Origin of the sequence: Rhodanobacter umsongensis, from assembly GCF_042654965.1 — a bacterium.
Classification (GTDB): Bacteria; Pseudomonadota; Gammaproteobacteria; order Xanthomonadales; family Rhodanobacteraceae; genus Rhodanobacter; species Rhodanobacter umsongensis.
Window position 1 is genome coordinate 359368 of sequence record NZ_JBHSMK010000004.1, and the last position, 18002, is coordinate 377369.

Consider the following 18002-nt stretch of genomic DNA (forward strand, 5'->3'; position numbering starts at 1 on the left):
TCAGGGCACGCTCTGGCACAGCGCCTGCAGCGCCTCGCGGGTGGGTTGCGCCGGCATCTTCGCGGCCAGCGGGCCGAGCAGGTCGACCGCCAGGTCGCCGTCGGCTTCCTGCATGTGCATGCAGCGCGATTCGTTGGCGTAGCCATCGATGCGGATGCTGGCCACGGTCTTCGCTACCTTCGCGTCGCGCGGGGTGAGGGCAAGTGTCCACGCGCCGGCGGCGGTACCCTCATGGCGGATCTCGAACGCCTGCTGCAATCGGGCGGGGTTGCCGCTGAGCAGCGCGACGAAGCTGTCCAGCAACACCTGCAGCTGCGGCGCGCGCTTCAGCGAGAAATGGCGCGGGCTTTTGCTTTCGCGCTGCTGGGTTACCTGGTCGCCGGCGATGGTGAAGGTTTCCGCATGCGGCCGGTCGACACGGCGCTGCAGCTCGTCGTCGCCCAGCCACGACAGCTCGCCGGAGACCACCAGCGGCTGCTCCAGCATCTGCAGGAAGCGCGCTTCGGCGAACGCCGTATGCGCGGGCGCCGGGCGGGCCAGCGACGCGATCAACGCCTGTGCCGACGACGAGGCGGTGGCCGGCTCAGACGCCGACGTGCTCGCGCACAGCGGCAACAGCAGGCCCAGCAGCAGGGGCGTCTTGCCAGAAATCATAGAAGTTGAACCAGTTGTAGGGGGCGACATGGACGTAATGCTCCAACCGTTGCGCGTACTGCGCGATCAACGCATCCAGTGCCGGGCCGCGGTTGTGGCGGGGAATCTCGACCCGATCGGCCAGCGGTTCGAAGATCAGGCGGTAACGATTGCCGCCGAGATACAAGCCGAAGCACAGTACCACCGGCACCTGCAGCGTATGCGCGAGCAGCCAGGGACTGACCGGAAACGGCGCCGACGCGCCGAGAAAATCCGTCCGCCGCAACACCTCATGGCCGCGGCCGCGATCGGCCAGCATCGCCACCACCGCGCCGTTCTGGCAGGCCTCGGCCATGGCCAGCGCGATCGAGGTGCCGTCCTGCGCCGCGTCGATCACGCACATGCCCACGTCCGGCGCCAGCGCCTCGAGCAGCTCGGTCATCGCCGGCGTTTTCTGCTTGTCCAGCACCACCCGCAGCGGCATGCCGGGACGGCGCGCGCCGATCGCCCGCAACGCTTCGAAGCTGCCCTGGTGCGAGCCGAACAGCAGCACGCCGCGGCCGGATGCCACCCGCTGGTCGAGCAGATCCAGCCCCTGTGTCTCGATCTGGAACGGCTGCTCGCCATGCGCCAGCAGAAAGATGCGGTCCAGGATCGTGGCAGCGAAGCAATGGATGTGCTTCAACACCTGCCACGTTGTCGCGGGGCGGCCGAACGCGCGTTGCAGATAACGCCGCGAGGCCAGCCGTTCGGGCCCGCGCCGCACGAAGAAATACAGCGTGATCGGATACAGGCACAGTCGGCCCACCCGGCGGCCGCCGTACAAGGCGATCGAACGGATCAGCCAGATCGCGAATCGGCCACCGCCTTCGGGACGGCTCTGCCAGTGTTCGTCGGTGCTCATGGCGCTCCCTCGACCACGCCGCGCGCCAGCAGCGTGCCGTCGCGCTCGATCTCGAAACGCACCCGCGCCCGGTCCGTCGCCGACGCGCTCAGGCGCAGCACGGCCGCTTCATCCGGCCGCAGGGGTGCCACGAACTTCGCTTCCAGCACGTGCGCAAGCCGCTGTCCGCGCCACGCACGCAGCGCCAGCGCCACCTGCTCCAGCAGGATCACCGCCGGCACCAGCGGTTGCGCCGGAAAGTGGCCGGGCAAAGCGGGATGATCGGGGTCGATGCGCAACGCCTGCTGGAAACCGGGAGCATCCATCATGTCGTTCCGCCGTGGCCGCGCAGCAACTGCGGCCAGTGCAGCGCCAGTTGCAGCAGCATGTCGTGGAGCCCGAGATGGCTGAGATGGCGCAGCCGCCAGCGGCGGTAGCCGTATTCGAGCAGGAACGCTGCGCCGAGCAGCGCGTAGCAACCCAGGTGGAGCCATGCCGCGGCCCAGCGTTCAGGCACCTGCAGCGGCGAGGTCACGCCGAAGCGCGCCAGCAGCCCGCTGTGTTCGGCGCCGAGCAGCAATACCGCCAGCAGCAGCGCCTGCGCGCCCAGCAACAGCGTCCAGAACCAGGTGAGTTGGCGGGCATAGCGGGCGATGCCGCGTTGCTGCAGACGCGCAGCCCCTTCGATGGCAACGATAAAACGCGCCACCAGCGGCTCGCCGGTGGCCAACGTATGGCCGAACCAGCACGCCAGCGCCGCATTGATCAACACCGGCACGGCCTCCAGCACCAGGCCGGAAAATCCGTACAGCGACAGCAACAACAGGGCGAGCAGCACGGCCGCCCAGACCGACCATGGCGCTAGGCGAAACGTCAGCAGGCGCGGCAACATCACCACGGTCAGCAACAGGACCAGCGCCAGCAGCGCGAAGATCTGTCGATGGGTGACCGCACCGGCCAGCGCCAGCAGCGGATAGGCCAGCAACAGCGGCAGCGCATATCGCCGCGTGGTGCTTTCCATCGGTGGGGAAACAGACGTCATACCAGGTTCCGCGAGGGCTCCGTGCAGGGCACGAGCGTGCCACGGCGTGCGGAATGCGGCGTGACGAATGCCGTGCAGGCGCCGCGCGCCGCAGGCCTCAGCTGACGCGGTTTTGCTCCACGTGGTCGGACAAGGTGCGCAGGCTGGTGAAGATCTGCCGGTTGTCCGGGTTGTCCGAACGCAGCTGGAAACCGTAGCGTTTGGATACGGCCAGGGCGATCTCCAGCGCGTCGATGGAATCCAGCCCCAGCTCGCCGCCGAACAACGGCGCATCCGGGTCGATCTGTTCCGCAGTCACGGTATCGAGATTCAGGCACTCCACGATCAACGTAGCCAGTTCGTATTGCGCCGATGTCTGTTCTGCCATGCTCGATTCCGTACTCAAGATTCATTGCCTCCCCCCCGGTGGCAGTGGGCGCGGAGTGTAACATAGCGCCCTTGTCGTTCCCGGTTGTACACGATGATTCAGGGATGTGAAAACCCGCAGCTCGACCCGCTGGCGCGCCGTGCACCGCGGGTGTTCTACCGCACGGCGGATGTCGCGACCCTGCTTGAAGAGCCTGGCTTGCTGGCCTTGTTCGGATTCGCCGGCCATGCCGCGCCCAGCGACGACCCGCGTTATCTGCAGGTGGCGCTGGACAGCCTTGAGACTCCCGCCCCGCTCGAAATGTGGCAGGTCGATGCCCCGGTCAGCAGCGGCACCGAAGGCGCTTTGCGCTGGTCGGCCGGCGGCGGCTGGCTGTTCGCGGCAATCGAGCTGGACGAGCGCGAACACGGCGGGCTGGAAGCCGGCGCCGCGCTCGCCTATGCGAGGCTGCGGCAATTCGTGGGCCAGCGCCCGGAAAGGCATGTGTTGCGCGTGTGGAACTATCTGGGCGCGATCAACCGCGGCTCGGGCGATACCGAACGCTACAAGCACTTCTGCGACGGTCGCGCACGGGGCATGGGGGCGTTCTTCGCCGAAGGCTTCCCCGCCGCCACGGCAATCGGCCATCGCGGCGCGGACCATCGCCTGCAGGTGTACCTGCTGGCCTGCGACCGGCCGGGCAGCCGGGTGGAGAACCCACGCCAGGTCAGCGCCTGGCGCTACCCGCGCCAGTATGGGCGCACGCCACCGAGCTTCGCCCGTGCGATGGCGCTGCCCGCGCGGGATGCCTTGGCGATCTCCGGCACCGCGGCCGTGGTCGGCCACGCCTCGGCGCACGAAGACGACCTCGGAGCACAGCTCGGCGAGACCCTGACCAACCTCGAAGCGCTGCTGGCCAGCGCCGGCATGGCCACCGTGTTCGACCGCGAATCGCCGCTCAAGACGTATGTGCGACACAGCGCCGACGCCGCGCAGGTGCGCGAGTTCCTGCACAGACGCCTGCCCGGCGTGCCGATGTTGCTGCTGCACGGCGACATCTGCCGCAGCGAGCTGCTGGTGGAGATCGACGGCTGGCGCTACGTCTGAAGTTCCGCAGCGCGCGACACGGCGGCGGCGAAGGTTATTCCGATCGCTTCTGTGGCCGATGCCAGCCCGGCAACGTGTGCTGGCGGCCGCGCGCCACGGTGAGTTCGCCCGCTGGCGCGTCATGCGTGATCACGGAGCCGGCGCCGATGGTGGCCTGTGCGCCGATGGTCACCGGGGCCACCAGTGCGCTGTTGGAACCGATGAAGGCGCCGTCATCGATGCGCGTGATGGACTTGTTCACGCCGTCGTAGTTGCAGGTGATGGTGCCGGCGCCGATGTTGACGCCGCGGCCCACCACGGTGTCGCCGAGGTAGCTGAGGTGGTTCGCCTTGCTGCCTTCGCCGAGACGGGTCTTCTTGGTTTCGACGAAGTTGCCCACGTGCACGCCGGCATCCAGCTCGGTGCCTGGGCGCAACCGCGCGAACGGGCCGATCGTGCAGGGGCCTTGGGTCACCACGCCATCCAGGTCGCAGTGCGATTGCACCACGGTGCCGGCGGCGAGTTGTACATCCTTCAGGCGGCTGAATGCGCCGATGCGCACGTCGTCGCCCAGCACCACGCGGCCTTCGAGGATCACGTCGACGTCGAGCTCGACATCGCGACCGGCTTCGACCGCGCCGCGCACGTCGATGCGCAGCGGATCGGCCAGACGCACGCCATCGGCCAGCAGCGCACGCGCGGCGCGCTGTCGAAACGCCGCTTCCAGTTCACTCAGCTGCAACGGATTGTTGGCGCCGGCCGCCTCGACCGGGTCGGCGCACTCCACACTGCGCGCCGCCCGCTGTTCGGCGGCGGCCATGCCGAAGATGTCGGTGAGGTAGTACTCGCCTTGGGCGTTGTTGCGATCGAGACGCTCGATCCAGCCGCGCAGCGCGTCGGCGTCAGCGACCAGGATGCCGGTGTTGACCAGGTTCACCGCACGCTGGGCGGCGTCGGCGTCCTTCTCCTCGACCACCGCGCGCACGCGGCCCTCGGCATCGCACAGCACGCGGCCGTAGCCGTGTGGATCGGCCAGCCGCGTGGTCAACAGGCTGAAGCCGCCGTCCGCCGCCAGCAACTGCTGCAGGGTCGCGGCGCGGGTCAGTGGCACGTCGCCGTACAGCACCAGCACGCGCACCTTGCCGGCGGGCACGCCGGCAAGCGCCTGATCGACCGCATGGCCGGTACCCAGCCGCTCCGCCTGCAGCGCCCAGCGCAGGTCGGGCTGGTCGGCAAACGCGGCTGGCACCTGCTCGCCGCCATGGCCGTAGACGACGTGGATCGCCGCCGGCTGCAGCGCGCGCGCCGTTGCGATCACGTGTGCCAGCAACGGCCGGCCGGCCAGCGGCATCAACACCTTCGGCCGGTTCGATTTCATCCGGGTGCCGGCGCCGGCGGCGAGGATGACGACGTGGAGGGGCGTTTGGTTCATGGGGGAGGACCTTGTCGCGTATCGATCAAAAGCATACCAGTGCGTCCTGGCCGGACGGCGATGGAGAAAGGCTCATGGCGTTGCCGCCGCGGCCGACACCGCCGACTTGCCCGCGTGGCACGCGAAGCGGAATACGTAGGCCAGGCTGAACGGTTTCGTCCCGCTGTCCACCACGTGGGTGTTGCCGTCGGCGTCGGCCGCCCAGCGGTCGATCTGCAGCGGGTTGAACCGCCATTGCAGCGCGGCCGTGCGCACGGCCGCGATGAAGGCACGCCGACTGGCAGCGGCCTGCGCTTCGCCCGTCACGCGCACTTCGTCGACCCTGCCGTTCACGCCGACGATCAGCAGCGCCGGCACTTCCTGCGGCGACGGGCAGCTGACGAGCAGATTCGATGGATACACCGGCGCCACGCGCTGGAACGGCGTGCCGCCGCTGAACACCTCGCCCAGTGCCAGCTGATAACGGGTGGTGTCTGCAGGCGCCACCATGTGCCAGGTGGCATCGCCCGTGGGCGGCGGTGGCGGAACGCGTTGCGTGGTGACGCAGCCGGCGAGGATCGGCAACAGCCCACTCCATGCGTATTTCAGCCGCATCGCCATCATCCCTGTCTGTCCCAAGCTGCATCGTGCCGATGCAAAAACGCCGGCACAAGGCCGGCGTCGTACTCCGCGATGTCCATCGAAGCAACCGCTTCATCCATGCGGGCGGCCACGGACGGCTGCCTTTCAATCTGGCTTTGCGCTCAAGGATGAGCGCACAAAGCTAATGCCTGAGGTTCTTGCGCAGCCGCTCCAGCGCCTGCAGCTGGGTCATCGCCTGGACCAGCTTGGCCTGCGCCTCGGCGATCTCCATCGCGTCGGTGCGGTTGGCCAGGGCGTCTTCGGCTTCCTTCTTGGCGCGTTGCGCCGACACCTCGTCCAGATCGGCAGCCCGCGCGGCGGTGTCGGCCAGCACGGTGATCACCTGCGGCTGCACTTCCAGGATGCCACCGGAAACCCAGAACTGCTGGCGCTCACCACCGGCCAGCACGACGTCGACATGGCCCGGCTTGAGACGGGTGATCAGTGGCGCATGGCGGGGCGTGATGCCCAGCTCGCCGAGCTCGCCGGTGGCAACGACCATCGTCGCGTCGCCGGAGAAGATCTCGGCTTCGGCACTGACGATGTCGACGCGAATGGTTTGGGTCATGGCTTGGTCTCGCTTTGCTCGACTGGATCAGGGAACGGGGGGCGGGAGCGGAAGAGTCCAGAGCGTTGACGCCGAGGCATCGCTGCTTTTGTTCCCCGTTCCCCGATCCCTGTTCCCGCCTTTGCAATCAGGCGGCCTTCTTGGCGCCCATGTCTTCGGCCTTCTTGACCGCCTCGTCGATGCCGCCAACCATGTAGAACGCCTGCTCCGGCAGATGGTCGACGTCGCCGTCGACGATCATCTTGAAGCCGCGGATGGTTTCCTTCAGCGGCACGTACTTGCCCGGCGAACCGGTGAACACTTCGGCCACGTGGAACGGCTGCGAGAAGAAGCGTTCGATCTTGCGCGCGCGCGACACGGCCTGCTTGTCTTCTTCGGACAGCTCGTCCATGCCGAGGATCGCGATGATGTCCTTCAGCTCCTTGTAGCGCTGCAGCGTGCCCTGCACGCGACGGGCGACGTCGTAGTGCTCCACGCCGATCACGTTCGGGTCCAGCTGGCGGCTGGTGGAATCCAGCGGATCCACCGCCGGGTAGATGCCCAGCGACGCGATGTTGCGGCTCAGCACCACGGTCGCGTCCAGGTGGGCGAAGGTGGTCGCCGGCGACGGATCGGTCAGGTCATCCGCGGGCACGTAGACGGCCTGGATCGAGGTGATCGAGCCGGTCTTGGTCGAGGTGATGCGCTCCTGCAGCACGCCCATTTCCTCGGCCAGCGTCGGCTGGTAACCCACCGCCGACGGCATGCGGCCGAGCAGCGCGGACACTTCGGTACCGGCCAGCGTGTAGCGGTAGATGTTGTCGACGAAGAACAGCACGTCGCGGCCCTTGCCGGAAGCGTCCTTCTCGTCGCGGAAGTACTCGGCCATGGTCAGGCCGGTCAGCGCCACGCGCAGGCGGTTGCCTGGCGGCTCGTTCATCTGGCCGTACACCATCGCGACCTTGTCGAGCACGTTGGAGTCTTTCATCTCGTGGTAGAAGTCGTTGCCCTCGCGGGTACGCTCGCCCACGCCGGCGAACACCGACAGGCCTTCATGCGCCTTGGCGATGTTGTTGATCAGCTCCATCATGTTGACGGTCTTGCCGACGCCGGCGCCGCCGAACAGGCCGACCTTGCCGCCCTTGGCGAACGGGCACATCAGGTCGATCACCTTGATGCCGGTTTCCAGCAGGTCGTTCGCGGCCGCCTGGTCGTCGTAGCTCGGCGCCTCGCGATGGATCACCCACTGATCCTGCTCGCCGATCGGGCCGGCTTCGTCGATCGGGTTGCCGAGCACGTCCATGATGCGGCCGAGCGTGGCCTTGCCGACCGGCACTTTGATGCCTTCGCCGGTGTTGCGGGCGATCAGGTTGCGGCGCAGGCCGTCGGTGGAACCGAGCGCGATCGTACGCACGATGCCGTCGCCCAGCACCTGCTGCACTTCCAGCGTGATCTCGGTGCCGTCGATCTTCAGTGCGTCGTACACCTGCGGCACCTGGTCGCGCGGAAACTCGACGTCGATGACCGCGCCGATGATCTGAACAACTTTACCCTGGCTCATGCTGATAGCTCCGGATGAATCTCTTGAAGATTTCGATTTGTACAAAGCGCCAATGAAACGTCGCTCTTACTTAGGAGTGCGGCCATGGATGGCCGCCTTTTGATCTTGCTCTGCGATCAGGGATCGATCGCACTTATACCGCCGCCGCGCCGCCGACGATTTCCGAAATTTCCTGGGTGATCGCCGCCTGACGTGCCTTGTTGTAGACGAGCGTCAGTTCACCGATCACCTTGTTCGCGTTGTCCGACGCGCTCTTCATCGCCACCATCCGCGCGGCATGCTCGCTGGCCAGGTTCTCCAGCGACGCCTGGTACACCACCGACTCGATGTAGCGGCCCAGCACGTGCTCCAGCACGGCCTGCGCATCCGGCTCGTAGATGTAGTCCCAGTCGTGGCTCGCTTCCAGCTTGACACCGGCGTAAGCCGATTCGCCGGCCGCCTGATGCGCTTCCATTTCCGACGCCACCAGCGGCAGCGGCAGCAATGCGTCGATGGTCGGCTTCTGCGTCATGGTGTTGACGAAGTCGTTGTAGGCGAGGAATACGCGATCCAGGCCGTTGGACGCATAGGCGTCCATCATCACCTTGATCACGCCGACCAGCTGTTCCAGCTTCGGCTTCTCGCCGAGATGGCTGACGCTGCCGATCAGGTTGACGCCCTTGAGGCGGCGGAAGAACGAGATGGCCTTCTGGCCCACCGCCACCACGTCCACCTGTACGCCCTGCTGCTGCCACTCGACGATCGCCGGCAACACGCGACGGAACAGGTTGGAGTTGAGGCCGCCGCAGAGGCCGCGGTCAGTCGACACCACGATGTAGCCGACCCGCGCCACGTTGTCGCGCTGGACCAGGAAAGGATGGCTGAAATCGGTGCTGGCCTGGGCCACGTGCGCGATCACCTTGCGCATCGAGCGGGCATACGGACGCGAGGCCTTCATCAGGTCCTGCGCGCGGCGGATCTTCGCAGCGGAGACCATTTCGAGCGCGCGCGTGACCTTGCGCATGTTCTGCGTGCTCTTGATCTTGGTTTTGATTTCGCGTCCGCTGGCCATGCTTTATCCGCTCGTTATGCTCGCTGGTGGGAAGGGAGAACGCTGTCCGCCCTTCCGATTCGCCTGCTCTGCCGCTTTACTGCAGCCGGTATTACCAGCTACCGGTTTTCTTGTACTCGTCCAGCGAGGCCTTGAAGGTGGCTTCGATGTCGTTGTTCCAGTCACCCGTGGCCACGATCCTGTTCATCAGCTCGGCGTGGTTCTGGTGCATGAACGCGTGCAGGCCCTTCTCGAACGGCAGCACCTTGTTGACCGCCAGGTCATCGAGGTAGCCCTTCTCGGCCGCGTACACCGACAGCGCCAGTTCGGCGATCGACAGCGGCGAGTACTGCGCCTGCTTCATCAGCTCGGTGACGCGCTGGCCACGGTCGAGCTGGGCGCGGGTGGCCGGGTCCAGATCCGAGGCGAACTGCGCGAACGCGGCCAGCTCACGGAACTGCGCCAGTGCCAGCTTCACGCCGCCGGACAGCTTCTTGACGATCTTGGTCTGCGCGGCACCGCCGACGCGGGACACCGAGATACCGGCGTTCACGGCCGGACGGATGCCGGCGTTGAACAGGTCGGTCTCGAGGAAGATCTGGCCGTCGGTGATCGAGATCACGTTGGTCGGCACGAACGCCGAAACGTCGCCGCCCTGGGTCTCGATGATCGGCAGCGCGGTCAGCGAACCGGTCTTGCCCTTCACCGCGCCGTTGGTGAACTTCTCGACGTATTCCTCGGACACGCGCGATGCGCGCTCGAGCAGACGGCTGTGCAGATAGAACACGTCGCCCGGATACGCCTCGCGACCCGGCGGGCGCTTCAGCAGCAGCGAGATCTGGCGATAGGCCACGGCCTGCTTGGACAGATCGTCGTACACGATCAGCGCGTCTTCGCCGCGATCGCGGAAGTACTCGCCCATCGCGCAACCGGAGTACGGCGCGACGTACTGCAGTGCGGCCGACTCGGACGCCGAAGCGACCACGACGATGGTGTTGGCCAGTGCGCCGTTCGCTTCCAGCTTGCGCACCACGTTGGCCACCGACGAACGCTTCTGGCCGATCGCGACGTAGATGCACTTAATGCCGGAATCTTTCTGCGCGATGATCGCGTCGATCGCCAACGCGGTCTTGCCGGTCTGGCGGTCGCCGATGATCAGCTCGCGCTGGCCGCGGCCGACCGGGATCATCGCGTCGACCGACTTGTAGCCGGTCTGCAGCGGCTGGTCGACGGACTTGCGCCAGATCACGCCCGGCGCGACCTTCTCGATCGCCGCGTTGAGCTTCGCACCGATCGGACCCTTGCCGTCGATCGGGTTGCCCAGCGCGTCGACGACGCGGCCGAGCAGTTCCGGACCGACCGGCACTTCGAGGATGCGGCCGGTGGTCTTGGCGGTATCGCCTTCGCGCAGGTGCTGGTATTCACCGAGCACCACCGCGCCAACCGAGTCGCGTTCGAGATTCAAGGCGAGGGCAAACGAATTCCCCGGCAGCTCGATCATTTCACCCTGCATCACATCGGCGAGGCCGTGGATGCGCACGATGCCGTCGGACACGCTGATGATCGTGCCTTCGTTGCGTGCTTCCGCGCCGAGCTTGAACTGCTCGATGCGGTTCTTGATCAGTTCGCTGATCTCGGAAGGATTCAAAGTGGTGCTGGACATGGTCGTTATCCCGGAAATTTGAAAATTAATGCGCTAAAGCGCTGGCCAGCTGCGCCAGGCGTCCGCGGGCGGAGCCGTCGATCACCTGTTCGCCGGTATCGATCACCACGCCGGCCAGCAGCGAGGCATCGACCTTGGTTTCCAGTTCGATCTCGCGCTTGAAGCGGCGCTTCAGCGACACCTTGAGCTGCTCGGCCTGCGCCGCGTCCAGCGCCATCGCGCTGGTCACCTTCACCAGCAGCTGCGACTCGGACTCACGTTTGAACGCCTCGTACAGATCGGCCACCTCCGGCAACAGCGCCATGCGGCGCTGCTCGGCCATCTCGGCGAGGAACTGCGCGAACGGTGCATCGGCGGCCACATCGGTCGGCAGATGCAGCGCCACCAGCTGAGCCGACAGCACCCGAGGGTCGTTGCCGAGGCCGGCCACGCGCGGATCCTTCGCCACTTCGGCGGCAAAGGCCAGCGCCTGGGACCATGCAGCCAGCGAACCGGCCGCATGCGCCACTTCGAAAGCAGCGCGGGCGTACGGACGGGCGAGGGTGATTGCCTGGGCCATGGATCAGATCTCGGCCGCGAGCTGGTCGAGCAGGGCCTTGTGCGTCGACGCATCGACTTCGCGCTGCACGATCTTGCTGGCGCCTTGCACGGCCAACGCGCCCACCTGCTCGCGCAACTGGTCACGGGCGCGCTGCGCCATCGACGCGATGTCATCCTGTGCGCTCGCCTTCAGGCGATTGATCTCGACGACGGCTTCGCCGCGCGCCTTCTCGATGATCTGATTGGCCTGCTGCTGGGCCTTGTCGATGATCTCGGAAGCCTGCTGACGGGCCACCTTGATCTCGGCCGCGACCTTGTGGTCGGCGTCCTTCAGCTCGGCATGCGCGCGCTCGGCCGCATTGAGGCCTTCGGCGATCTTGATTTGCCGATCCTCGATGGCCTTGTTGATGTGCGGCCAGATGAAGTGGACACAGAACCAGATCAGGATGGCGAAGGAAAGCATTTCGCCAATCAAGGTCGCGTTGAAATCCATCGCTGCGTTACCTGTAAATTCGGAATGAAACAGACACGGGCATCAGATACCCGTGTCGAACAGACGGCGGCGCCATGATGACGCGCGCCGAGAGAACGACTCTTACTGGCCTGCGCCGGCAGCGGCCAGCACCTTGCCCAGCAGCGGGTTCGCCACAGCGAAGTACATCGCCAGTGCCACGCCGATCAGGAACGCCGCGTCGATCAGACCGGCCAGCAGGAACATGCGGCCCTGCAGCAGCGGCACCAGCTCCGGTTGACGGGCAGCAGCTTCGAGGAACTTCGAACCCATGATGCCGATACCGATACAGGCGCCGAGTGCACCAAAGCCGATGATCAGGCCGAGCGCGATGGCGGTGAAGCCCTGGATTTGTGCAAACTGAACGAGATGTTCCACGGTGATCTCCTGGATATGAAACTGAAAGGTAAATTGACTGAAACGGGTTACGTGAAAACGGTGGTTCAGTGGTGATCGTGCGCCATCGAGATGTACACAATCGTCAGCACCATGAAGATGAAGGCCTGGATGCCGATGATCAGGATGTGGAACAGACCCCACACGGTGTAACCAATGATCCCGGCACCATATAGCGCCCAGCCAACGGCGCCAGCCCCGGCACTGAACAAACCGGCGATCAGCATGAAGACCAGCTCGCCAGCGTACATATTGCCGAACAGTCGCATCGCCAGGCTGACCGGCTTGGACAGCAGCTCGACGATGTTCAATGCGAAATTGGGAATCCAGAGCAGCGGGTGCGCGCCGAACGGCGCGGTGAACAGCTCATGCATGTAGCCGCCAAAGCCCTTGGCCTTGAAGCTGTAGAAGATGATCAGCACGAACACCGTCAACGACATCGCGAAGGTCATGTTGATGTCTGCGGTGGGCACGGCGCGGAAATGGCCGACGCCGAATTTCTCGGTGATCCACGGCAGCAGATCGACCGGCAGCAGATCCATCGCATTCATCAGGAAGACCCAGAGGAATACGGTCAGTGCCAGCGGTCCGAGGATGCGCCGGTCACCATGGAACACATCCTTGACCTGGCCATCGACGAATTCCAGCACGATTTCCACAAATGCCTGACCACGACCGGGCACGCCAGCCGTGGCTTTGCGTGCTTTCAGCCAGAACCACAGGCAGAACAGCATGCCCAGCGCCAGCGACACGGTGATCGAGTCGACGTGTACCGCCCAGAATCCACTCTTGCTCGCTTGCGGCGTGAGGTGGGTCAGGTGGTGCTGGATGTATTCGGTGAGTCCGCCTTGTGGCTCGCTTGCCATGTCTCAACCCTTGAATCTGAACGCCAGCAGATAGACCGCGTAGGCAGCCACCAGCCCCGTGATGGCGGCCAGCGGCGGCAGCTTGAATTGGAACAGGATCACGAACAGCCCCCCGACGATCACGATCCATTTCAGGAACATGCCCGTCAGCAAGCGGCCCAACGCCATGCCAGCACTGCTGCTCAGGCCGCTGAAGAAACGCGCCGACAGGAGCGCGGTACCCAGCGCCACGATCACCGCGCCCGCGGCGGCCGATATGGCTTCACGACGCCCCAGCGCCAGAAACACCAGACCAGCCAGCGCCGCCACAGCGAGCTGCAGCAGCATGATGCGCAAGGCGAGACGTCGACCAGAGGCAAGGCTGTTGAGCATGTACGTCTCCGCGCGGTCTGCACCAGGCGGCACCAATACAGCTACGGGCCACGATCCAATCCGCAAAAGTATATCAGTGCGGTGATTGCAGCGACAACCCGCGCGGCCTGCGACATCCTGTCCTGCCGGGTGTGAATTCAGGCTGGCGCCTCGCCACCGCTTGGTCGCACAAGCAAACAGGGCCGAACGAGAGTTCGGCCCTGTTTGCTTGTGCGGTTTGAAGCACGTGCCGCGTAATTACTTGGCAGCACCCTTCTTGGCGGTTGCCGGTGCAGCGACCGCGTCATTGGCGGCCTGGCGCTGCTCCTGCACGAGGGCATTCAGCGACTCGGCGGTCTTCTGCGTGATCGCGAGAATCTCCTGCGAGACAGCCACCGAACGCTCGGCGTTGTCGCGGCTCAGGCTGGTGCCCTTCTCCCACAGGCTGCGCAGGCCATTGACGTCGCGCGTTTCCAGCGCTTCGGCGACGAACTCCGCGGAAACCTTGGCCTGCTGCTCGAGTGCCTTGAGCTGCAGCTCGGCGACCGTCTCCAGGCCCTTCAGTGCCAGCGACTGGGCGCGGAAGGCGCTATCGGTGAACTGCTTGGTGAAAGCGAAAAGCTGGTTGTTGAGTTGCTGCGTCATGAGGCTGTCCTCGCTGAGGATGGGGTAGTGGCAGCTACTCTATCAACCATTTTTGTGCAGTGCAATATATATTTTCTGAGAGAAGCAGACCATTCTGAAAATGTTCATGTAAAACCAATGCTTGACCGCTGCGATGAATTATCGCGACGCGTCAAAAACTGTCCCGGCTGCAGCTTGCCCCGGAGGTGCAGGTTTCATGCACCACGACCTTGTCGAGTCCGGCAAGGCGCGGCTGCAGGCGCTGCCATATCCATCGCGCCAACATCTCGCTGGTCGGGTTCTCCAGTCCTTCGATGTCGTTGAGATAGTGATGGTCGAGTTGCTCGTACAACGGTGCAAAAGCGGACTTCACGTCCGCGAAATCCATCACCCAACCCAACTGGGGATCCGGCTCGCCGGCCACGTGGATCTCGACCCGGAACGAATGCCCGTGCAACCGTGCGCACTTGTGGTCGGCGGGTACATTCGGCAGCCGATGCGCTGCCTCAAGCTGGAATACTTTGAAAATGTGCATGACGGATGCCTGCGTTCGGCTGTTCGGCGGAGCAGACACGCCGGAAGGAGGTATGCATGTAAGGGATCGTGTCGTATTCAGTGGCAGGGGTTCTCCCCCGTTTTCGCGAACAATTGCGTCAAGGCCGTGAAGGCCCAAGCCCGGACCTCAATTCTGCGTTGCATCCGCGGAATGTGGAAGCGTTCGATGGGCACGCTCCGGGGGTACTTTCCAAGCGAAAATTTGCCGAAAACCTACGTGCCCAGAGACTGCCCCACCGGCAAAGGGCCTCAATGGGCAATGGGTCGGGTCGGGACGCCCAAGGCATCAAGAAAACCCGTTGCCAGGGGAGCGCGGGAGATTCCTGGGTCTTACCGGGATGCCTTGAAACAGGCGATTGGTGGCTATGGGTGGACTCGAACCACCGACCCCAGCATTATGAGTGCTGTGCTCTAACCAGCTGAGCTACATAGCCTTGAGGAGACCCGCCATGCCGGATCAGAACGATACGGGCGGGGCGCGGAAGTGTAGTCGGCTAGCTCGATGGGTTCAAGTCTGCGGCTTGCCGCTGCTTCGGTCGCCGTGGTTGAATCGGTCGCAGGACCGGTGGCGGATTCGCGCGACGACGCGCGCCGCACGGCCCGGGAGGCGACATGATTGATGTTGATGGCTATCGTCCGAACGTCGGCGTCGTGCTGCTGAACGCAGCAGGCCAGCTGTTCTGGGCGCGCCGGGTCAATCGTGACGGCTGGCAGTTTCCGCAGGGCGGCATGCGCTCCGACGAGACTCCGCTGGAAGCGATGTACCGCGAGCTGGAGGAGGAAACCGGGCTCGCTGCGCATCACGTGGAAGTCCTGGCCGCGACCCATGGCTGGCTGCGTTACCGCTTGCCTAGCCGCTATGTGCGCCATCATCAGCGACCCACCTGCATCGGCCAGAAGCAGGTGTGGTTTCTGCTCAAGTTGATCGGCGGCGAAGACGCCTTGAAGCTCGATGCCTGCGCCAAACCGGAGTTCGATCTGTGGCGATGGGTCGATTTCTGGTACCCCGCGGTGCACGTCGTGCATTTCAAGCGGCAGGTGTACGAAAGGGCGCTGCGGCAGTTTGCACCGCTGGTGGAGGGCCTTTTCAGCGTGAAACTTGGCAGCTTGCCGCCCAGGGATAACGGGGAACTGCCGCCCGGCCCACGCTCCGGTCGCGAGGCGGCCTGAGCGGGTTCCACCATTCCCGGCCAATTGTTGACAATCATTCGCATTCGCGTTCTTATACGCGCCATGTACATTTGTCTGTGCAATGCCGTCACCGATCACGACATCCGCCGCGTAGCGGCCGATGGGGTGCATTCGTTCGCCGAGCTGCAGGCGCGCACCGGCTGCTCCGATTGTTGTGGCAGCTGCGAACAGGAAGCGCGCAGCACACTCGACAAAGCTGTATCGCAGGTGCTTGGTCGGTTGCCGCTGGCCGCGGGCTAAGCACCTCCGTCGTTCGCGTTGTCCCCTCCCGCCCCGAAGACCGAGCCGCGGTGCCGCGCGAGCGCGTCAGTCCCATTTTCTCGGCGCCGCGGCGGGTTTTGTATAGTCGCCGCTGTCCATTGCTGGGAGAAGGCCATGAAAGGCGATGCCAAGGTCATCGAGTTCCTCAACAAGGTGCTTTACAACGAGTTGACCGCGATCAACCAGTACTTCCTGCATTACCGCATGCTCAAGGATTGGGGCTACATCGAGCTGGCCGAGCACGAGTACAAGGAATCCATCGAGGAGATGAAGCACGCCGATCATCTGATCGAACGTATCCTGTTTCTCGATGGGCTGCCCAACCTGCAGCACCTGGGCAAGCTGCGCATCGGCGAGAACGCGCTGGAGTCAATGCAGGGAGATCTCGACCTGGAGCTGGCTGCCGTGGTGGATCTGCGCGCCGCGATCGCACACAGCGAAGGCATCGCCGATTACATCAGCCGCGACCTGTTCAAAGACATCCTGCAAGACGAGGAGGAGCACATTGACTGGCTGGAGACGCAGTTCAGCCTGATCAAGGACATCGGCGCGGAACGCTACCTGCAGAGCAAGATGAGCAGCTGAGCCGTCGCCGCATGCGTGCGTTCCAGGGCACACCGGCACGCTGAAGCGTGCAGCCGTTCCTTGACGCTTCATTCGTGACAGGGCTATATCTTCCATTTTCCCCCGGATTGGTCCGATGGCTTCACGACCACCGCCGCGACTCGTGGTGCGCCGGCATGACGATACCGGCCCCAGCCGGCGCCGCTTGTGGTTCGGTCTGGCGTGGCTGAGCAGCCTGCTGCTGCTGGGCCTGATCGTTGGTGGGCTGGGGCGGCGTAGTGCGCCGGCAGCGGTCGATCATCGTCAGCAAAGGGCCTTGCTGGGCCAGATCGATGGCCTCAAGCAGCAGATCGCGAATCTGCAGCGGGCCGCCCAGGTCAATGATGTCGCGACGCGCTCGCTGCGCGGCACGCTAGCGCAGCGCGAGGAAGAACTCAGCGGCTTGCGCGCCGATCTGGATTTCTACTCGCGCCTGGTCGGCGGCGATGCCCAGCGCCAGGGCTTGCGGCTGCAGGAGGTCAAGCTGCAGCCGATCACCGGTTCGCGCGGCTGGAACCTCACCCTCAGCCTGACCCAGAACGCGAAACGCGGCGAGGAATCCACCGGCAACGCGACGGTCAGCGTGGAGGGCCTGCGCAACGACAAGGTGGTGAGCCTGGACTGGCCGGCGCTGGGCAACGCCGCGCAGAAGGACGGCATGCCGTTCCGCTTCATGTATTTTCAACAGCTGCACGGCACCATTGTGCTGCCCCCCGATTTTCGCCCGACGCGACTGCGCATTGATGTTCGGCCCGCCAGCGGCGAACCGGTCAATCGCGCCATCGCCTGGGGCGCCGCCCTGAGCGGCAACATCATCACCGCCCAAGGGGATCACGATGCTCAACCGTAGACGCAACGATCGCAACAACATCAGCCACGAAACCAGCCTGATCGCCCGGGGTACGGTAATCCGTGGCGACCTGCGTTTCAGCGGCGCACTGCATCTGGATGGCCGCATCGAAGGCACGGTGCTGGGCGAAGGCGACGACGCCATGTTCACGCTCAGCGAGCATGGCCAGGTGCACGGCGAGATCCGTGTGCCGCAGGCGGTAATCAACGGGCACGTGACCGGCGACGTGCACGTCAGTGCACGGCTGGAGCTGGCGCCGCTGGCACGTATCGACGGCGACCTGCGTTATCACACGCTGGAAATGGCCGCCGGCGCGCAGGTCAACGGGCGCATTTCACGGCAGGCCGGCGATGCACAGCATGAACTCCCCGCGCCGGATGCGGAGCTCGACGAAGCCGTGCTGGCCTGAG

At 65.0% G+C, this 18002-nt stretch carries 24 protein-coding genes and 1 tRNA gene; 6 read left to right on the forward strand and 19 right to left on the reverse strand.

Annotation, left to right across the window (positions count from 1 at the left end; all coding sequences use genetic code 11):
• The 5 genes from ACFPME_RS08970 to ACFPME_RS08990 all read right to left on the reverse strand — a co-directional run bounded on the left by ACFPME_RS08970 (position 1) and on the right by ACFPME_RS08990 (position 2925).
• A complete protein-coding gene (locus ACFPME_RS08970; protein ID WP_377304317.1) occupies positions 1-654 on the reverse strand; it encodes a LolA-related protein in 654 nt (217 codons plus the stop codon).
• The gene (locus tag ACFPME_RS08975; RefSeq protein WP_377304319.1) at positions 584-1537 is read right to left on the reverse strand and encodes an LpxL/LpxP family acyltransferase; all 954 of its coding nucleotides are present in this window, start codon (positions 1535-1537) and stop codon (positions 584-586) included. The genes ACFPME_RS08970 and ACFPME_RS08975 overlap by 71 nt, the downstream gene beginning before the upstream one ends.
• Positions 1534-1842 (reverse strand): ApeI family dehydratase, encoded by a 309-nt coding sequence (locus ACFPME_RS08980; RefSeq protein ID WP_377304399.1) that lies wholly within the window; start codon positions 1840-1842, stop codon positions 1534-1536. The genes ACFPME_RS08975 and ACFPME_RS08980 overlap by 4 nt, the downstream gene beginning before the upstream one ends.
• The gene (locus ACFPME_RS08985; protein ID WP_377304321.1) at positions 1842-2558 is read right to left on the reverse strand and encodes a COG4648 family protein; all 717 of its coding nucleotides are present in this window, start codon (positions 2556-2558) and stop codon (positions 1842-1844) included. Before ACFPME_RS08985 ends, ACFPME_RS08980 begins: the two co-directional genes overlap by 1 nt.
• Before the next feature lie 97 nt (positions 2559-2655).
• Entirely contained in the window at positions 2656-2925 is a 270-nt protein-coding gene (locus ACFPME_RS08990; protein WP_377304323.1) for a phosphopantetheine-binding protein, read from the reverse strand.
• 93 nt (positions 2926-3018) lie between these two features.
• Between ACFPME_RS08990 and ACFPME_RS08995 the strand changes: the two genes are divergently transcribed.
• Complete coding sequence (locus ACFPME_RS08995; RefSeq protein ID WP_377304325.1) at positions 3019-4011, forward strand: chorismate transformation FkbO/Hyg5 family protein; 993 nt, start codon at positions 3019-3021, stop codon at positions 4009-4011.
• Between the two features lie 34 nt (positions 4012-4045).
• Here the strand turns inward: ACFPME_RS08995 and glmU are convergent, their stop codons facing one another.
• The 14 genes from glmU to ACFPME_RS09065 all read right to left on the reverse strand — a co-directional run bounded on the left by glmU (position 4046) and on the right by ACFPME_RS09065 (position 15121).
• Positions 4046-5422 carry a bifunctional UDP-N-acetylglucosamine diphosphorylase/glucosamine-1-phosphate N-acetyltransferase GlmU gene (gene glmU, locus ACFPME_RS09000; protein ID WP_377304327.1) on the reverse strand — a complete coding sequence of 459 codons (1377 nt, stop codon included), beginning with the start codon at positions 5420-5422 and terminating at the stop codon, positions 4046-4048.
• 72 nt (positions 5423-5494) lie between these two features.
• Positions 5495-6016, reverse strand: coding sequence for a hypothetical protein (locus tag ACFPME_RS09005; RefSeq protein ID WP_377304329.1), 522 nt, complete (start codon positions 6014-6016; stop codon positions 5495-5497).
• A gap of 169 nt (positions 6017-6185) precedes the next feature.
• Positions 6186-6611, reverse strand: a complete 426-nt coding sequence (locus ACFPME_RS09010) for a F0F1 ATP synthase subunit epsilon (RefSeq protein WP_377304332.1) — start codon at positions 6609-6611, stop codon at positions 6186-6188.
• 127 nt (positions 6612-6738) lie between these two features.
• Entirely contained in the window at positions 6739-8151 is a 1413-nt protein-coding gene (gene atpD / locus ACFPME_RS09015) for a F0F1 ATP synthase subunit beta (RefSeq protein WP_377304334.1), read from the reverse strand.
• A 133-nt stretch (positions 8152-8284) separates the two neighbouring features.
• Positions 8285-9202: a F0F1 ATP synthase subunit gamma gene (gene atpG / locus ACFPME_RS09020; protein ID WP_377304336.1), complete on the reverse strand. Its 918-nt coding sequence runs from the start codon at positions 9200-9202 to the stop codon at positions 8285-8287.
• Positions 9203-9293: 91 nt separating this feature from the next.
• Positions 9294-10844 carry a F0F1 ATP synthase subunit alpha gene (atpA, locus tag ACFPME_RS09025; RefSeq protein ID WP_377304338.1) on the reverse strand — a complete coding sequence of 517 codons (1551 nt, stop codon included), beginning with the start codon at positions 10842-10844 and terminating at the stop codon, positions 9294-9296.
• Between the two features lie 25 nt (positions 10845-10869).
• Positions 10870-11403: a F0F1 ATP synthase subunit delta gene (locus ACFPME_RS09030; protein WP_377304340.1), complete on the reverse strand. Its 534-nt coding sequence runs from the start codon at positions 11401-11403 to the stop codon at positions 10870-10872.
• Positions 11404-11406: 3 nt separating this feature from the next.
• Entirely contained in the window at positions 11407-11877 is a 471-nt protein-coding gene (locus ACFPME_RS09035; RefSeq protein ID WP_377304342.1) for a F0F1 ATP synthase subunit B, read from the reverse strand.
• Positions 11878-11979: 102 nt separating this feature from the next.
• Positions 11980-12273, reverse strand: a complete 294-nt coding sequence (atpE, locus tag ACFPME_RS09040) for a F0F1 ATP synthase subunit C (protein WP_068096202.1) — start codon at positions 12271-12273, stop codon at positions 11980-11982.
• 65 nt (positions 12274-12338) lie between these two features.
• The gene (gene atpB, locus ACFPME_RS09045) at positions 12339-13157 is read right to left on the reverse strand and encodes a F0F1 ATP synthase subunit A (protein WP_377304345.1); all 819 of its coding nucleotides are present in this window, start codon (positions 13155-13157) and stop codon (positions 12339-12341) included.
• A gap of 3 nt (positions 13158-13160) precedes the next feature.
• Positions 13161-13529: a hypothetical protein gene (locus ACFPME_RS09050; RefSeq protein WP_377304347.1), complete on the reverse strand. Its 369-nt coding sequence runs from the start codon at positions 13527-13529 to the stop codon at positions 13161-13163.
• A gap of 237 nt (positions 13530-13766) precedes the next feature.
• A complete protein-coding gene (locus ACFPME_RS09055) occupies positions 13767-14153 on the reverse strand; it encodes a phasin family protein (protein WP_377304349.1) in 387 nt (128 codons plus the stop codon).
• A gap of 151 nt (positions 14154-14304) precedes the next feature.
• Positions 14305-14667 (reverse strand): 6-carboxytetrahydropterin synthase QueD, encoded by a 363-nt coding sequence (gene queD, locus ACFPME_RS09060; protein ID WP_377304351.1) that lies wholly within the window; start codon positions 14665-14667, stop codon positions 14305-14307.
• A gap of 377 nt (positions 14668-15044) precedes the next feature.
• Positions 15045-15121, reverse strand: a tRNA-Met gene (locus ACFPME_RS09065).
• A 178-nt stretch (positions 15122-15299) separates the two neighbouring features.
• On the opposite strand from ACFPME_RS09065, the gene ACFPME_RS09070 reads away from it, so the two are divergent.
• The 5 genes from ACFPME_RS09070 (at position 15300) to ACFPME_RS09090 (ending at position 18001) form a co-directional block, all read left to right on the forward strand.
• A complete protein-coding gene (locus tag ACFPME_RS09070; protein WP_377304353.1) occupies positions 15300-15857 on the forward strand; it encodes an RNA pyrophosphohydrolase in 558 nt (185 codons plus the stop codon).
• 63 nt (positions 15858-15920) lie between these two features.
• On the forward strand, positions 15921-16118 hold the full coding sequence (locus tag ACFPME_RS09075; protein ID WP_377304401.1) for a (2Fe-2S)-binding protein: 198 nt from the start codon (positions 15921-15923) through the stop codon (positions 16116-16118).
• Between the two features lie 135 nt (positions 16119-16253).
• Complete coding sequence (gene bfr / locus ACFPME_RS09080; RefSeq protein ID WP_377304355.1) at positions 16254-16724, forward strand: bacterioferritin; 471 nt, start codon at positions 16254-16256, stop codon at positions 16722-16724.
• Positions 16725-16839: 115 nt separating this feature from the next.
• Entirely contained in the window at positions 16840-17592 is a 753-nt protein-coding gene (locus ACFPME_RS09085) for a DUF6776 family protein (protein WP_377304358.1), read from the forward strand.
• Positions 17579-18001 (forward strand): bactofilin family protein, encoded by a 423-nt coding sequence (locus ACFPME_RS09090; RefSeq protein ID WP_377304360.1) that lies wholly within the window; start codon positions 17579-17581, stop codon positions 17999-18001. Before ACFPME_RS09085 ends, ACFPME_RS09090 begins: the two co-directional genes overlap by 14 nt.
• Position 18002 lies beyond the last annotated feature (1 nt).

Bases quoted from the DNA above. Each gene is read 5' to 3' on its own strand.
- ACFPME_RS08980 (WP_377304399.1), bottom strand. From the start codon at position 1,842: ATGGATGCTCCCGGTTTCCAGCAGGCGTTGCGCATCGACCCCGATCAT.
- ACFPME_RS09050 (WP_377304347.1), bottom strand. From the start codon at position 13,529: ATGCTCAACAGCCTTGCCTCTGGTCGACGTCTCGCCTTGCGCATCATG.
- ACFPME_RS08975 (WP_377304319.1), bottom strand. From the start codon at position 1,537: ATGAGCACCGACGAACACTGGCAGAGCCGTCCCGAAGGCGGTGGCCGA.
- ACFPME_RS08995 (WP_377304325.1), top strand. From the start codon at position 3,019: ATGATTCAGGGATGTGAAAACCCGCAGCTCGACCCGCTGGCGCGCCGT.
- ACFPME_RS09005 (WP_377304329.1), bottom strand. From the start codon at position 6,016: ATGCGGCTGAAATACGCATGGAGTGGGCTGTTGCCGATCCTCGCCGGC.
- ACFPME_RS08985 (WP_377304321.1), bottom strand. From the start codon at position 2,558: ATGACGTCTGTTTCCCCACCGATGGAAAGCACCACGCGGCGATATGCG.
- ACFPME_RS09085 (WP_377304358.1), top strand. From the start codon at position 16,840: ATGGCTTCACGACCACCGCCGCGACTCGTGGTGCGCCGGCATGACGAT.
- ACFPME_RS08990 (WP_377304323.1), bottom strand. From the start codon at position 2,925: ATGGCAGAACAGACATCGGCGCAATACGAACTGGCTACGTTGATCGTG.
- queD (WP_377304351.1), bottom strand. From the start codon at position 14,667: ATGCACATTTTCAAAGTATTCCAGCTTGAGGCAGCGCATCGGCTGCCG.
- glmU (WP_377304327.1), bottom strand. From the start codon at position 5,422: ATGAACCAAACGCCCCTCCACGTCGTCATCCTCGCCGCCGGCGCCGGC.
- atpD (WP_377304334.1), bottom strand. From the start codon at position 8,151: ATGAGCCAGGGTAAAGTTGTTCAGATCATCGGCGCGGTCATCGACGTC.
- ACFPME_RS09010 (WP_377304332.1), bottom strand. From the start codon at position 6,611: ATGACCCAAACCATTCGCGTCGACATCGTCAGTGCCGAAGCCGAGATC.
- ACFPME_RS09030 (WP_377304340.1), bottom strand. From the start codon at position 11,403: ATGGCCCAGGCAATCACCCTCGCCCGTCCGTACGCCCGCGCTGCTTTC.
- ACFPME_RS09075 (WP_377304401.1), top strand. From the start codon at position 15,921: ATGTACATTTGTCTGTGCAATGCCGTCACCGATCACGACATCCGCCGC.
- atpA (WP_377304338.1), bottom strand. From the start codon at position 10,844: ATGTCCAGCACCACTTTGAATCCTTCCGAGATCAGCGAACTGATCAAG.
- atpB (WP_377304345.1), bottom strand. From the start codon at position 13,157: ATGGCAAGCGAGCCACAAGGCGGACTCACCGAATACATCCAGCACCAC.
- atpG (WP_377304336.1), bottom strand. From the start codon at position 9,202: ATGGCCAGCGGACGCGAAATCAAAACCAAGATCAAGAGCACGCAGAAC.
- ACFPME_RS09035 (WP_377304342.1), bottom strand. From the start codon at position 11,877: ATGGATTTCAACGCGACCTTGATTGGCGAAATGCTTTCCTTCGCCATC.
- ACFPME_RS09055 (WP_377304349.1), bottom strand. From the start codon at position 14,153: ATGACGCAGCAACTCAACAACCAGCTTTTCGCTTTCACCAAGCAGTTC.
- ACFPME_RS09070 (WP_377304353.1), top strand. From the start codon at position 15,300: ATGATTGATGTTGATGGCTATCGTCCGAACGTCGGCGTCGTGCTGCTG.
- bfr (WP_377304355.1), top strand. From the start codon at position 16,254: ATGAAAGGCGATGCCAAGGTCATCGAGTTCCTCAACAAGGTGCTTTAC.
- ACFPME_RS08970 (WP_377304317.1), bottom strand. From the start codon at position 654: ATGATTTCTGGCAAGACGCCCCTGCTGCTGGGCCTGCTGTTGCCGCTG.
- ACFPME_RS09090 (WP_377304360.1), top strand. From the start codon at position 17,579: ATGCTCAACCGTAGACGCAACGATCGCAACAACATCAGCCACGAAACC.